The organism is Phenylobacterium sp. NIBR 498073 (assembly GCF_027286305.1).
Taxonomy (GTDB): domain Bacteria; phylum Pseudomonadota; class Alphaproteobacteria; order Caulobacterales; family Caulobacteraceae; genus Phenylobacterium.
The window spans coordinates 3,504,432-3,518,361 of the sequence record NZ_CP114599.1 but is presented as its reverse complement, the minus strand read 5'-3'; the positions used below and the strand labels follow the sequence as shown (position 1 = coordinate 3,518,361).

General features: G+C 69.9%; 15 protein-coding genes. 12 read left to right on the top strand and 3 right to left on the bottom strand.

Annotation, left to right across the window (positions count from 1 at the left end; genetic code table 11):
- Positions 1-109: 109 nt before the first annotated feature.
- Genes O4N75_RS17620 through O4N75_RS17610 form a run of 3 tightly spaced genes read left to right on the top strand, consistent with a single transcriptional unit; the run spans position 110 to position 2,666 of the window.
- Positions 110-757 (top strand): GNAT family N-acetyltransferase, encoded by a 648-nt coding sequence (locus O4N75_RS17620; RefSeq protein WP_269626748.1) that lies wholly within the window; start codon positions 110-112, stop codon positions 755-757.
- Positions 754-1,737: a hypothetical protein gene (locus tag O4N75_RS17615; RefSeq protein ID WP_269626747.1), complete on the top strand. Its 984-nt coding sequence runs from the start codon at positions 754-756 to the stop codon at positions 1,735-1,737. The genes O4N75_RS17620 and O4N75_RS17615 overlap by 4 nt, the downstream gene beginning before the upstream one ends.
- Positions 1,737-2,666, top strand: coding sequence for an NAD(P)-dependent alcohol dehydrogenase (locus tag O4N75_RS17610; RefSeq protein WP_269626746.1), 930 nt, complete (start codon positions 1,737-1,739; stop codon positions 2,664-2,666). The genes O4N75_RS17615 and O4N75_RS17610 overlap by 1 nt, the downstream gene beginning before the upstream one ends.
- Here O4N75_RS17610 and O4N75_RS17605 read toward each other — a convergent pair.
- Entirely contained in the window at positions 2,663-3,913 is a 1,251-nt protein-coding gene (locus O4N75_RS17605; protein WP_269629388.1) for an aspartate kinase, read from the bottom strand. The genes O4N75_RS17610 and O4N75_RS17605 overlap by 4 nt on opposite strands.
- 176 nt (positions 3,914-4,089) lie before the next feature.
- On the opposite strand from O4N75_RS17605, the gene ubiG reads away from it, so the two are divergent.
- The 9 genes from ubiG (at position 4,090) to O4N75_RS17560 (ending at position 11,121) form a co-directional block, all read left to right on the top strand.
- Positions 4,090-4,842, top strand: a complete 753-nt coding sequence (gene ubiG / locus O4N75_RS17600; RefSeq protein WP_269626745.1) for a bifunctional 2-polyprenyl-6-hydroxyphenol methylase/3-demethylubiquinol 3-O-methyltransferase UbiG — start codon at positions 4,090-4,092, stop codon at positions 4,840-4,842.
- Between the two features lie 25 nt (positions 4,843-4,867).
- Positions 4,868-5,671, top strand: a complete 804-nt coding sequence (locus tag O4N75_RS17595; RefSeq protein WP_269626744.1) for an FkbM family methyltransferase — start codon at positions 4,868-4,870, stop codon at positions 5,669-5,671.
- 2 nt (positions 5,672-5,673) lie between these two features.
- Complete coding sequence (locus tag O4N75_RS17590; RefSeq protein WP_269626743.1) at positions 5,674-6,099, top strand: thiol-disulfide oxidoreductase DCC family protein; 426 nt, start codon at positions 5,674-5,676, stop codon at positions 6,097-6,099.
- On the top strand, positions 6,096-7,718 hold the full coding sequence (locus tag O4N75_RS17585; RefSeq protein ID WP_269626742.1) for an SDR family oxidoreductase: 1,623 nt from the start codon (positions 6,096-6,098) through the stop codon (positions 7,716-7,718). The genes O4N75_RS17590 and O4N75_RS17585 overlap by 4 nt, the downstream gene beginning before the upstream one ends.
- 109 nt (positions 7,719-7,827) lie before the next feature.
- Positions 7,828-8,748 carry an alpha/beta hydrolase gene (locus tag O4N75_RS17580; protein WP_269626741.1) on the top strand — a complete coding sequence of 307 codons (921 nt, stop codon included), beginning with the start codon at positions 7,828-7,830 and terminating at the stop codon, positions 8,746-8,748.
- 80 nt (positions 8,749-8,828) lie between these two features.
- Entirely contained in the window at positions 8,829-9,227 is a 399-nt protein-coding gene (locus O4N75_RS17575) for a hypothetical protein (RefSeq protein WP_269626740.1), read from the top strand.
- 162 nt (positions 9,228-9,389) lie between these two features.
- Positions 9,390-10,472 (top strand): Zn-dependent alcohol dehydrogenase, encoded by a 1,083-nt coding sequence (locus O4N75_RS17570; RefSeq protein ID WP_269626739.1) that lies wholly within the window; start codon positions 9,390-9,392, stop codon positions 10,470-10,472.
- Between the two features lie 179 nt (positions 10,473-10,651).
- Positions 10,652-10,846 carry a hypothetical protein gene (locus O4N75_RS17565; RefSeq protein WP_269626738.1) on the top strand — a complete coding sequence of 65 codons (195 nt, stop codon included), beginning with the start codon at positions 10,652-10,654 and terminating at the stop codon, positions 10,844-10,846.
- A gap of 26 nt (positions 10,847-10,872) precedes the next feature.
- Positions 10,873-11,121: a hypothetical protein gene (locus O4N75_RS17560; protein WP_269626737.1), complete on the top strand. Its 249-nt coding sequence runs from the start codon at positions 10,873-10,875 to the stop codon at positions 11,119-11,121.
- Between the two features lie 45 nt (positions 11,122-11,166).
- Here O4N75_RS17560 and O4N75_RS17555 read toward each other — a convergent pair whose 3' ends face one another.
- Together O4N75_RS17555 and O4N75_RS17550 are read right to left on the bottom strand one after the other, a co-directional pair.
- A complete protein-coding gene (locus tag O4N75_RS17555; RefSeq protein WP_269626736.1) occupies positions 11,167-12,396 on the bottom strand; it encodes a TetR/AcrR family transcriptional regulator in 1,230 nt (409 codons plus the stop codon).
- Positions 12,397-12,488: 92 nt separating this feature from the next.
- Positions 12,489-13,847, bottom strand: a complete 1,359-nt coding sequence (locus tag O4N75_RS17550) for a M23 family metallopeptidase (protein ID WP_269626735.1) — start codon at positions 13,845-13,847, stop codon at positions 12,489-12,491.
- Positions 13,848-13,930: the final 83 nt, after the last annotated feature.

The window sequence follows — 13,930 nt, the reverse complement described above, 5'->3', positions numbered from 1 at the left end:
GCCTGCCCGACACCCTTGCTCCTTCCACGCCGCTTGACAGCGATCGCATCCCGCATAACTTACGATTCGTAACTTACGGATCGTAACAACAGATTTAGCGGAGGCGGACGTGACAGCCAACACCCTTCAGCTCGCACCGGTCGGCGAGGACCAGGCCGCGCGGTTCGCGCCGCTGATCCCGGCGCTGATCCGGGCGACCGGACCGGTCAGCTACGACTATCAATTCGGCGTCGACGGCCTGCTGGAACAGGTGGTGACCGCTTCCTGGAGCGTGCCCGACACGCTGTTCTGCGCGGCCTGCACGACCGCGGCGGTTCAAGACGATGAGCTCCTGGGGATCGAACTCGGCTTCGCCGGGCCAAACTTCTACGCCTTCAAGGCCAATCTCGTGGCGCTTGCGCCGGGCCTGATGGCGCAGGGCAAGGCCAGCTATGAGCAGTATTCCGGGCTGGCGGCGCGGGCCGAGACGGCGAGCTATCTCAACGCGCACGTCCCGGATGACGTCTATTATCTGCACGCGCTGTCGACGCCGCCGCAGCATCGCGGCAAGGGCGTCGGGCGCGAGCTGCTGAAGGCGGCCATCGGTCGGGCGGCCAAGGCCGGCTATCGCGAACTGCAGCTGGACGTGCTGGCCGACAATCCGGCGGTCGGCTTCTACCAGGCGATGGGACTGCGCATCGTCGCAGAGTTGCGCTCGCCGGAGCTGTCGCGCGACCACGGCTTTCCGGCCGAGTATCGCATGGCGGTGACGCTGTGAGCCCGCGGGTCGTCATCGCCGGCGGCTACGGCCTCGTCGGCGGCCTGGTCGCGCGGCATCTGCGCGCCGCCGGCCACGAGCTGGACCTGGTGCTGGCCGGTCGCAACCCGGACCAAGGCGCGTCGCTCGCCGCCGAGTTGGGCGCGCGGACGGCGCGGCTGGACGTCTCCGAGCCGGTCGCGGCCCTGGCCGAGCTGGGGCCGGTCGACCTCGTCGTCGCGACGCTGCAGGATCCCGGCGACAATCTGCTGGCGGCCGCCCTGGCGGCTGGCGCGGCGCACATCGGCATCGTGCGGACCGCCGACAGCATGGGCTCCAGCGCCGTCACGGCGGTGAACCTCGCGCGGGCCCCGGCGCTGATGCTGGGACACTGGCAGGCCGGGGTGCTGACCCTGGCGGCCCTGGCCGCGGCGCGGACGCTGGCGAGCGTGCAGCGGGTCGAGATGGCCGCGCTCTACGACTATGCCGATCCGATCGGACCGATGACGGCCTCCGACGCCGGCGGGTTCGTCGGGCGGGCGCTGGTTCGGCAAGGCGGCGTCTGGAGCAATCTCGAGGCGGCGGCCAATCCCCGGCGGGTCGAGCGGGAGGGCCTCGAGCCGTTCGATGCTCTGCCGATGGGCGTGCTCGACACGCCGGCCCTGGCCTCGATGACCGGCGCGGCCGAGGTCCGCTTCGACCTCGGCGCCGGACCCTCGATCGGGACCGCCGGCGGCGGGCCAGCCTCGCACGATCTCTATATCGACATCGTCGGGCTCGACGCGAGCGGGCGCGAGCGGGCCCAGCGCACTGTGGTCAGCGATCCGAACGGCCAGGCGCACCTGACCGCCCTCGGGGTGATGATCGGCGTCGAGCGCGTGCTGGGCCTCGACGGCGCGCCGCCGCCGCCCGCCGGACTGCGGTTCCCGGAGACGACGCTGGACCCGCAGCAGGCGATGGCGCGGCTGCAGGCGCTCGGCGTACGGGTCGAGACGCTGTGATGCGGGCGCTCGCCGTGGACGTGACCGCCGCACGCACGCAGGTGGTCGAGGCGCCGGTTCCGGTTCCTGCGCCTGGCCAGATCCTGATCGAGGTGCGGGTCTCGGCCGTCAACGAGATGGACGTGCAGGTGCGGGCCGGCGGCTGGGCGCGGCAGGTCTCTGCCTTCCGCAAGGCCGGGCCGGTCCTGACGGGGTTCGAGTTCGCTGGCGTCGCGCGCAGCGACGGCGAGCGGATCGCCGCCGGCCAGCGGATCATTGGTTACAGCCCGGTGCTGGACGGTCCGCGCACTCATGCGCAGTTCGCGGTCATCGACGAGCGCCACGTCGAGCCGATCCCCGACGACCTGAACGACGAGGACGCCGCGGCCCTGGTGGTGATGGGGCTGACCGCGATCGAGGTGCTGGAGCGCATCCGGCCCCTGCAGCCTGACCAGCGGACGCTGGTGATCGGCGCAGCCGGCGGCGTCGGGATCTACTCGGTGCAGCTTGCGGCGAGCCAAGGCGCGGTGGTGAGCGCCGTGGCGGGCGGCGACAACGCCGCGTGGCTGGCCGGGCAGGGCGCAGCCGACGTCCGACCCCGCGAGGCGCCGTATCGCGCGGGCGACCGTTTCGACCTGGTGCTGGATGCGGCGGGAAAGTCGTCGTTCGCCCAGGCCGCGCCGCATCTGGCGCGGGGCGGGACCTACGTGTCGACCAATCCGACCGGGGACCTCGGGGGTTTCGTGCGCGCGGCGTTTTCGGGCAAGCGGGCCGGTTGGCTGATGATGCTGCGCACCGATCCGGAGCGTTTGCGCCGGCTGATCGCCCTGTGGCGGGCGGGGGCGTTGAAGCCCGCGATCGACAGCGTCTACGCCCTGGAGGACGCCGACGCCGCCTTTGATCGCTTCGCCGCCCGCGGCAGGCGCGGGCGGGTGTTGCTCAAGCTCTAGAGCTGGTCGAGGCCGAAGCCGGCGTGCAGGGCGCGCACGGCCAGTTCGGTGTAGGCCGCGTCGATCAGCACGCTGATCTTGATCTCCGAGGTCGAGATGACCTGGATGTTGACGCCCTTTTCGGCCAGGGCCTGGAACATGGTCTTGGCGACGCCGGTGTGGCTGCGCATGCCGACGCCGATGACCGAGACCTTGGCCACGTCCTCGTTCACCTGGACGTCGTCGAAGCGGATCTTGTCATGATGGGCGCGGACGATCTCGACCGCGCGCTGGGCGTCACGCTTGCCGACCGTGAACTCCATGTTCGCGGTGTCGGCGGTGCGGGCGTGGCTCTGCACGATCATGTCGACATTGACGTTGGCGTCGGCCAGCGCGCCGAAGATCTCGGACGACACGCCCGGATGGTCGGGCAGGCCGAACAGGCTGATCTTGGCCTCGTCACGGCTGTAGGCGACGCCGCTCACGATGCGCTTTTCCATGATCTCTTCCTCGTCGCACACGATGGTGCCTTGGCCGGGCGCTTCGCCGGGCTCGACAAAACTGGACAACACCCGCACTGGCACGTTCTGGGCCATGGCGAGTTCGACGGAACGGGTCTGCAGGACCTTGGCGCCCAGCGAGGCCATCTCGAGCATCTCCTCATAGGAGATCTTGCCGAGCTTGCGGGCCTTCTGCTCGATCCGCGGGTCGGTCGTATAGACGCCGTCGACGTCGGTGTAGATATCGCAGCGGATCGCCTTCACCGCTGCGGCGATGGCCACCGCGCTGGTGTCGGAACCGCCGCGGCCGAGGGTGGCGATGCGCCCGTCGCGGGTCACGCCCTGGAAGCCGGCGATCACGGCGACCTCGCCGGCGTCGAGCGCGGCGGTGAGCTTCTCGGGCGGAATGTCGTCGATGCGGGCGCGGCCGTGGGCGTCGTCGGCGATGATCGGAATCTGCCAGCCCAGCCACGACCTGGCCGGCAGGCCCATGTTGCGCAGGGTCATGGCCAGCAGGCCGGCGGTGACCTGTTCGCCCGAGGCGACGACAGTGTCGTACTCGTCGTCCGAGGACGGCAGGCCTTGGGCCGCGGCGCCCGCGCCATCGGTCCAGGCGACCAATTCGTTGGTCTTGCCGGACATGGCCGACACCACGACGGCGACCTTGTGTCCGGCCGCGACTTCAGCCGCCACCAGACGGCCGACGCGTCGGATACGCTCGAGGTCGGCGACGGACGTGCCGCCGAATTTCATCACTAGCCGAGACAGCGCAGGAGCTCCGCTTGAGAGGGAAGGCTGCGCCTAATAGCGGGGCACGCGGCCAGGGGCAATGTCTGCCTTCGCAGGCGCGAAAAGGACGCGCCTCGCGCAAGATGGCGCCCATTCTTGGCCCTCATCGCCGATAGGGGCTGGCGCCGTGCGCCGCTCGGTAGGAAAAGGGTTTCATGTCGTCCGCGTCCGCATCGTCGATCGACCCGAAAGAGGTCGAACAATTCTCGCGCATCGCCGCCGAATGGTGGGATCCGAAGGGCAAGTTCGCCCCGCTGCACAAGTTCAATCCCGTGCGGCTGTCGTTCATCCGCGATCAGGTGCAGGCGCGGTTCGGGCGCGACCCGAAGGCGATCCGTCCGTTCGAGGGGCTGCGGCTGCTGGATATCGGCTGCGGCGGCGGGCTGCTGTGCGAGCCGATGACCCGGCTCGGCTTCCAGGTCACGGGCGTCGACGCCTCGGAGCGGAACATCGGCACCGCCAGCGCCCACGCGGCCGAGCAGGGCCTGGCCATCGACTACCGCGCCACCACCGCCGAGGACCTGCTGGCCGCCGGCGAGCGGCCGTTCGACGTGATCCTGAACATGGAGGTCATCGAGCACGTCGCCGATCCAGGGGCCTACCTGCGCGACTGCGCGCGGCTGCTGGCGCCGGGCGGGCTGATGATCGTGGCGACCCTCAACCGTACGCTGAAGGCCTTGGCCCTGGCCAAGATCGGCGCCGAGTACGTGCTGCGCTGGGTGCCGGCCGGGACGCACGACTGGAACAAGTTTCTCAAGCCCGAAGAACTACGCAGCTTCCTCGACGGCGAGCCGGTCGCGGTGCAGGGCCCGTTCGGCGTGGCGTTCAATCCGCTGACCGATCGGTGGGTCCGCTCCTCGGACTGCGACATCAACTACATGGTGACGGTGACGCGGGACGCAGCGTAAAGAGGCCGGCCACGAGGAAGTACCCATGCCTTCGATCAGGGTGCTCGGTCACGCCTATCGCGCCTGGCGCCGCAACAGGGCGTGGGCCAAGCACGAACCCGAGACTCCGTATCTCGCCGACCTGCTCAGCGGCGCGCCGGTCTGCCTGCACGTGGGGGCCAGCGATGGGCGGCACTCCTATGTGATGACCCAGGTCGCGCCGAAAGCGCAGATCCACGCGTTCGAACCGTCGGCCTTCACCTTCGAGGTGCTGAAGGTGTGCCTAGCCTGGCACCGGATTTCCGGCAACGTAACCCCGGTCAACGCCGCGGTCGCCGACGCGCCGGGCGAGCTGCTTCTGGTGACGCCGATCAAGATGTCCGGGCGGATGGCGCGCGGCTATGCCTATCTCGCGGCCGAGCGGCCGCAGAGCCCGGTGCGTCCCGACTTCGAGGACAAGGGCGCGCAGGTCGAGCCGACTGCTGTGACGACCCTGGACCAGTACTGCGAGGCGCAGGGCCTGAGCCGGGTCGACTTCATTCGCATGGACGTCGAGGGCGCGGAACTGAAGGCGTTGAAGGGCGCCGAGCACATCATCGAGCGCGACCGGCCGCACGTGCTGATCGAGATCCATCCGCTGATGCTGGAGGGCCGCTTCAGCGGCTCGGCGCAGGCGGTGCTCGAGGTCTTCCTGTCCCGGGGCTACCGGATGTTCGCGCTCAACGCCGACCGTCTGGAAGAATGCTCGGACGTCGACGTCGAGGCGCCCTGGAAGGACTATTTCTTCGTTCACCCGGACCGGGCCGCGGACCTGCCGGACGGGGTCTTCAAGGCGCGGATGGCGGCCTGACCATGGACCTCGCGGACGCCGACGGCATTTGGGTGTTCGACGGCGTCTGCAACTTCTGTTCCCGGTCGGTGCGGCTGGCCCTGAGGCTCGATCGACTGGGGCGGCTGCGCTTTGCGCCGATACAGTCGCCCTATGGCCGGCTGCTGGCGGTTCACGGGGGGATCGATCCCGACAAGCCCGATACTTTTCTGTTCATCGACCGCGGCCGCGCGCTGACAGGCTCGGATGCGGTGATCGCGCTGACGCGAAGGCTGCCGGCGCCTTGGCGCTGGTTCGCCGTACTGCGCCTCGTCCCGAAGCCCTGGCGGGACGCCGGCTACGATTGGGTCGCGCAGAATCGGTATCGGCTGATGGGCCGCCGCGACACTTGCATGATCCCTTCGCCGGAAATCCGCGCGCGGTTCGTCCTGGAGCCGCCGGCCTCGTGACGCGCCGCGTTGTTCTGGTCGGGGCGACGGGGGCGTTCGGCGAACGGCTGGTGCGGCTGCTGGCGCCGTGGCCTGAAATCGAGCTGATCCTGGCCGCCCGGGGCTTGGAACGGGCGCAGGCGCTGGCCGGCGAGTTGGGTTGCGCTGCGGCAGGTTTCGACCGCGACCGTCCAGAAACCCTGCGAGAGCTGCGGCCTTGGGCGGTGATCGATGCGGCCGGACCGTTCCAGCGCAGCGCCATGCATCTGCCGCGGGCCGCCATCGCGCTGGGCGCGCATTACATCGACATCGCCGACGGCCGCGACTTTGTCGCCGGCTTCGCCGCCGCGCTCGACGCCGAGGCGAGGTCGGCGGGCGTGATCGCCGTCACCGGCGCGAGTTCCACCCCCGCGCTGTCGAACGCGGCGCTGGATGCCCTGACCGCCGGCTGGACCCGCCTCGATCGGGTGACCGTCGCCATTTCGCCGGGCGCGCGGGCGCCGCGCGGACTCTCGGTCGTCCGCGCCATCCTGTCGTATGTGGGGCGGCCGGTCAGGGTGTTCACCGGCGGCCGCTGGGCGCACGAGGCCGGATGGAGCGGCCTGCGGCGCGTTACCTTCCCTGGCCTCGGCCGACGGCTGGGCTCGCTGTGCGAGACGCCCGACCTCGACCTGATGGCCGGACGGGTGGAACAGGAGGCGCGGTTCCTGGCCGGGCTGGAGCTGGCGCCGCTGCACGTGGGGCTCTGGCTGATGTCCTGGCTGGTCCGCCTGCGCGTGGTGCGTTCGCTGGAGCCGGCCGCTCGGCCGTTGCGGGCGATGGCCGACCTGGCTGCGGGGCTGGGCTCGGACCGCGGCGGCATGGTGGTGCTGGCCGAAGGGACGGGCGGCGACGGCGCGGCGCGTCGGGCGCGCTGGTCGCTGGCGGCGCAGGCCAATGCGGGGCCGAGCGTTCCGGTGGCGGCCGCGGCGGCGGTCCTGCGCGGCCTGGTCGACGGGCGGATCGAGGCGCGCGGCGCGCAGGCCTGCGTGGGGCTGGTCACGCTGGACGAGATTATCGACGAACTCGCCGGCCTGCAGATCACGACCCGGGCCGACGGCGGCGCGCCCGAGGCGCCGACCCTGCTGCAAAGAATGCTCGGCGACGCGACTTGGGAGCTGCCGGCGCCGGTGGTCGCGGTGCATGACCGTACATCGAGACAAACTTTCAGCGGTCGCGGCGTGGCGCGCGGCGCGCGGGGGCTGCTCGTGCGGTTGTCCCGCACGGTGATCGGGCTACCCGAGACTGGATGCTACGGCGACCTCAAGGTGACGATCGCTCCCGATGCCGGAGGCGAGTGGTGGACCCGTGACTTCGGTCCCTGTCGCTTCAGTTCGCGACTGCGGTCGCTGGCCGCGCCGGGCGAGTTCGAGGAGCGGGTCGGGCCGTTGAGCTTCCGGTTCCAGCCGGTGCTGCGGAAGAACGGCTTTGCCTGGCGGATGCTGTCCTGGCGGCTGGGGCCGCTGCCGTTGCCGAAGGCGCTCGGACCACAGGTCCGCGCGACCTCGTTCGCCCGGGATGGCGTCTACCGGTTCAGCGTGGTCACCGCGCATCCCTGGCTGGGGGTGATCTTCGCCTATAGCGGTCGTCTCACCGGCTAGCGCCTCAGGCGAATTTATCCCGCGGTGGTTGTCCCCTCGTGAGAAGACGAAACTGCCGCCGCTTCAAGGCGTTCAGTTCGTATCAGGCATCCGAGTTGGGAGCTGAACCTTGCATAAGAGACCCAAGGGCGTGTTGTCCGTGGGATGGGCGTGCTTCACGTCGGCCGCGAGCGGCCGCACCGAGCACGTGCCGACGTCGGACGACTATCCCGACAGCGTCGTGCGGCGCTTTCGTTTCGAGGCCGGCGGCGGTCTTGGTTGGAAGATTTCGGCGCTGGCGACCCCGCGTGCGCGGCCCGCCCCCTGGAAGATCGTGGTCGTTACCGGAGCGCCGTCCTGGGCCGAATACTGGGCCCCGGTGCTGGCGCAGCTGCCGCCGGACCGCGAGATGGTGGTCGTCGACCGTCCTGGCTACGCCGGTTCCGAGCCGGTAGAGTATGTCGGCGACATCCAGGTCCAGGCGCGGGCGCTGGCGCCGCTGCTGCATTCGAGGCCGGGGCAGAAGGTGCTGCTGGTCGGCCAGTCCTATGGCGCGGCGATCGCCTCGATCATGGCCGAGCAAAACCCGCGCCGGGTCGCTGGCCTGGTGATGCTGTCGGGCTATTTCGGCGAATCCGGGCCGACGGCCCGCTGGCTGGTGCACCTGGGGACCAAGCTGCTGAAGGTCATCCCGCGCGATTTGCGCCATGCGGTGCTCGAGGTGTCGAACCAGCCGGGCCAGCTGGAGCACCTGCACGCGGCGCTGGGGCGGCTGCGCATTCCGGTGCACGTGATCCACGGCGACAAGGACGATTTCGCGCCGATCGAGATCGCCGAGCGGCTGGCGGTCCAGACCGCAAGCTGGAAGCCGATCCGGTTCGAGCGGGTGCCCGGCGGCGACCACTTCATCAGCAACGGGCCGGTCGAGCCGCTGCTGGCCTCGCTGGAGGCCTGTATCCCGGTGCGCCGCCGCTGGCTGCCGGATCTGGCGTTGCTGCGGCGCCTGACCTGGCCGCGGCTACGTCTGGGCGGGCGCACGGCGCAGGCCTGATCACGATTGGCGCTGCAGGCGGAACTTCGCGCGAGGGCCCGGGTTAGGTCGCCGCTGGGCGGACTTCGGGAGGACCCAAGATGAACGTCAAGCTCTTGCCAGCTCTTGCCGGCGCCGCGCTGGCGGTGCTCGCCGGTTCGGCGGCGGCGCAGCAGCCGGCCCCTTACGATCAGGGACGCGGGCTCTATCCGCCCATCGACACCCCGGCCAACCGGCCGGCCAGGGACTACGAGGCGCCGCCGGTCGCCGAGACCGGGCGGGCGGTCAATACCGCGGCCACTACCTCGGACCTGCGCGCAGGTTCACGGGTCAAGGACGCGGCCGGGGCCGAGGTCGGCCGCGTGGTCAAGGTGGAGGGAGGGATGGTGACGCTGTCCTCGCAGGGGAAGACCACCACGGTGCCGATGTCGAGCCTCAGCACGTCCGGCTCGGACATCGTTTCGTCGTCCAGCCGCGCCGACGTCTGGGCCCCGAAATAGCCCCAAGCGACCTCTCCAGCGGCCGATCGGCCGGCGTCGGCCAAAAACGCCTTGGCCACGGCCACCTGAACGGCGATAAGGTTGGCGTGACGAGCGCCGCGGCCATACCGTGGCTTCGATAATCCGCGCCCGATCGGGCGTCGCTTGGGGAGATCGCCGTAGATGAAAGCCGCAGTGCTACGCGAAGTGGGCAAGCCGCTTCAGATCGAGAACGTCCAGATCAACAAGCCGGGCCCGCACGAAGTGCTGATCCGCACCAAGGCCGCCGGCCTTTGCCACTCCGACCTGCACTTCATGCAAGGCTCCTACCCGACGGCGCTGCCGGCGGTGCTGGGCCATGAGAGCGCCGGCATCGTCGAGCAGGTCGGTTCGGAAGTGCGCACTGTCAAGCCGGGCGACCACGTCATCACCTGCCTGTCGGCCTACTGCGGCCACTGCGAATTCTGCCTGACCGGCCACCTGTCGCTGTGCGTGTCGCCCGACACCAAGCGCGACGCCGAGGAAGAGCCGCGCCTGAAGGCCACCACCGGCCCGATGCAGCAGTATCTGAACCTGTCGTCGTTCGCCGAGCAGATGCTGATCCACGAGCACGCCTGCGTCGCGATCCGCAAGGACATGCCGCTGGACCGCGCCGCTCTGATCGGCTGCTCGGTGATGACCGGCGTCGGCGCGGCCATCCACACATCGAGCGTCCGTCCCGGCGAGACCGTGGCGGTCATCGGCTGCGGCGGCGTCGGCCTGGCGGCGATCAACGGCGCGGCGATCGCCGGCGCCGGCCGGATCATCGCCATCGACATGGTCGCCTCGAAGGGCAACCTGGCCCATCAGTTCGGCGCCACCGACTTCATCGACGCCTCCAAGACCGACGCGGTCAAGGAAGTGCTCGAAATGACCAAGGGCGGCGTCCATCACGCCTTTGAGGCCATCGGCCTGTCGAAGACCGCCGAGCAGGCCTTCAACATGCTGCGCCGCGGCGGCACCGCCAACATCATCGGCATGATCCCGATCGGCCAGTCGATCACCCTGCCGGGCTTCGCCTTCCTGGGCGAAAAGAAGCTGCAAGGCTCGATGATGGGCTCCAACCGCTTCCCGGTCGACATGCCGCGCCTGGTGGACATGTACATGAACGGCAAGCTGAAGCTCGACGAAATGATCTCGCAGCGCATCAAGCTGGAGCAGGTCAACGAAGGCTTCGAGGAAATGAAGAAGGGCGAACTGGCCCGCTCGGTCATCGTCTTCGACTGACGAACGCTCCGGCTTCGGGACGATCAGGAGCCCTCCCTTCGGGGAGGGCTTTTTCGTGGGCGTCGTCTGAAACGGCGATCACTCGCTCAACTATTTGTAAGACCCGCGCCCGAGGCGCGTCAGGTGGCCGGACGAGGCTGAGGGACAGGCGGATGTCCCCGCCGTTCGGAGCAAGTCCCATGAAGCCCACCATCCTCGTCGCCGGTTCGCTGGCCGCGTCCCTCGCCCTGGCCGGCGTCGCCATGGCGGCCACGCCGCCCGCCGCGCCGGCGACCCAGTCCGCGCCGGCCAAGCCGGCCGCCCACCACAAGAAGCACAAGCATCACAAGGCCGCGCCCGCCGCCGCGACGGTGAGCACGCCCGCGACCAAGTAGGTCGTTCCATCCTGAGGAGGACCGCTATGTCCCGCAGTCTGTCCCTGGCGACCGCCCTGGCGCTGGTCGCCGGTCTGTCGACGGCCGGCGCGGCCTCGGCCGCCACCCAGTGCCGCGACGCGCAAGGCCATTTCGCCAAGTGCGCGGCCGCCGCCCCGGCCAAGCCGACCAAATGCCGCGACGCCAAGGGGCACTACGCCAAGTGCTCGTCGGCCGCGGCGACGACGACCGCGATGGCCAAGACGCCGCCGGCCGCCAAGACGCCGAGCAAGTAGGAGGCTAGGGAGCCCCCGGAACGGATCGCACCCGCTCCGGGGCTCCTATTTCACGAAATATCCGAGCAGGGCCGGACGGAGATATTCCTCCATCACCCCGTCGGTGACGACCGGCCGCCGGCGCGGCTCGAGCGGCAGGCAGGCGTTGAACGTCACCATCATCGCATGCGCCGCCATCATCGGGTCGACCGGACGGATCGAACCGTCGGCCACCCCGTCGGCGATGATGCCGGCGAAGGAGTTGGTCGTCTGCAGAAAGCGCATCAGCATCTGCCGGCGCATGGCCAGCGGCACCGCGGCCATGCAGTGGTGACGCAGCAGCCGCGCGCCCGCGCCCTCGGCCTGCAGCATGCCGAGCGAGGTCACCGCCAGCCATAGACGCGTCCAGTTGCTCTCCGCCTTGCCGGCCTCGCGCTTGGCTTGGTCGATCAGGTCGAAGGTGGCCCCGAAGCAGGCCACCGCCAGTTCGTCCTTGTCGGTGTTGTGGTGATAGAACGAGCCCTTGGTGACCTTGAGCTCGGCCGAGATCTTGTCGACCGAGGCGCCGCGATAGCCCTCGCGGTTGATCAGCTTGGTGGCGGCCAGCAGGAACCGGTCGCGGGTGACCTCGTCATTCTCGGCGCTGGGCGTCCCGAGCGCCAGCAGAGCGCCGTTCGGCCAGGGCTGGCCCGCGGCCGGCAGGCCGTTGATCATGATGTCGCTGAGCCGGGCGGCGACGCGCGGATAGTCCTGCGGTTCGTAGGTCGGCAGCCAGGTGTCGGCCCAGGTCAACTGGTTGACCACCAGCCGGGCCAAGCCTTGCCGGCGCGGCGCTGTGACCCAGGGCGTCTCGTCGGACTTCAGCAGCCGCCCGATGCGGACATAGAGCGCCTCGAAGCTCTGGATCACCGGCTGCTTCTGCTCGCCCTCGATCAGATAGACCTCGCTGAACGGCGCCAGCACGTCCTCCTCGCCGACGGCGATGCGGCGGCGGGTCTCGAAATAGGCGGCGACGAAAGCGGTGAGCCGTTCGGCCGGGGTGGCGTGGGTCTCGGCCTCGTCGAGCATCCTGGCGAAGCGGGCGATGGTGTCGTGCAGCACCGCCGCGGCAAGGTCTTCCTTGCGCTTGAAGTAGTAGGTCAGGCTGACCGGGTGCAGGTCCATCCGCTTGGCCACGGCGGCCAGGGTGAACCCGCTCATCCCCTGATCGGCGAACACCTGGGTCGCGGCCGCCATGATGGCGTCGCGCTTGGCGGCGTACCGCGCCCGGGGCTTGGGTTTGACGGCTGCAGTCAAAGGCGACTCTCCGCGCGAACAGGGTTCGATCTGCCACATTAGAGCGCAGGAGGGCCGGTTGGAAGCCGCGTAGCGGCTTCCCTTGGGACAACCTAGCGTCGCAGGGCCGGGGCCGCTTCGGTGTCGGCGACGGCCAGGCGGGTGGGCGCTTCGCCGGCGCCCTGGTCGCGGACCAGAGCGTCGATGCGGGCCTTCTGGGCGCGGAAGGCGGCCAGTTCGGCGCCGGCCAGCACCGTGCCCTGGGGCACCTTGGCGCCGATCGGGTTCACGCGCTTGCCGTGCTGCCAGATCTCGTAGTGCAGGTGCGGGCCGGTGGAGGCGCCGGTCGAGCCGACATAGGCGAGGACCTGGCCCTGACTGATGCGGGCGCCGGCCTTGATGCCCTTGCCGAAGCGCGAGAGGTGCGCGTAGCCGGTTTCGAACCCGCCGGAGTGGCGGACGCGCACCCAGTTGCCATAGCCGCCCCAGCGGCGGGCCTCGACCACCACGCCGTCGCCGGCGGCCAGCACCGGGGTGCCGGTTCCGGCCCCGAAGTCGATGCCCTGGTGCATGCGATTGTAGCCCAGGATCGGGTGGCGGCGCATGCCGAAGCGGCTGGTCATGCGGGCGTTGTCGACCGGCGTGCGCAGCAGGAAGCCTTTGATGTTCTTGCCGGTCTCGTCGAAGTACTGGACGTCGCCATTGGCGCGCTCGAAACGGTAGAACTGCACGCCCTTGATCTGGGCGTATTCCAGGTCGCCGGTCTCGATGGTGCGGCCGCTTTCGGTGACCTTACGGTCAAAGACCATGGTGAATTCGTCGCCGGCTTTCAGGTCGCGATCGAAGTCGACCTTGTGCGAGAACAGCTTGACCATGCCGGCGACGACGGTGGGGTTGGCCCCGATACGCGAGGCGCTCTCGTAGAGCGAGCCGGTGATCTCGCCGCGCGCGACCATCTCCTCGTCGCGGATCTTCTCTTCCATCTCGCGCAGGCGCAGGGCGCCGTCGAAGGTGCGCGAGAGGGTGATCGACTGGGCCGGACCGGTTCGTAGCGACAGGCCGACCAGACGGGCCGGACCGCGTTCGCCGCGGGGTCTGGCGACGGCGGCGTCGAAGGCCATGCCGGCCTTGATGTGCACGGTGTCCATGGCCTCGGCCAGGGTCTCGACGGCCCGGCGCGCCTCGTCGCGCGGCACGCCGGCGCGCTCGACGGCGGACTCCAGCGTCTCGCCGGGCAGCACCTTGACCGGGACGCTCTGGGGCCGGCCGAAACCGGGCTGGGCCTCGGATTGGGTGAAGGCCGCGTGCTGCAGGGCGGTGATCGCGGCCGGATCGAGCGGGGCCTTGGCCGGGACGGCGGCCTGGTCGGCGGTGAGCTTCCAGCCCAGCGCCAGGGCGGCGACGCCGGCGGCGCCGATGGCCAGGCGCGGTGTCAGCCGAAAGGTCGGACGTCGTGGATCGAACTCTTGCATCGTGCCCCCGTACTCGCGATGCCACACGGCCTGGCGGCCATGCGAATAGCTGCGTCGTAGCTGGCGAACGGCTTAACCGTTCT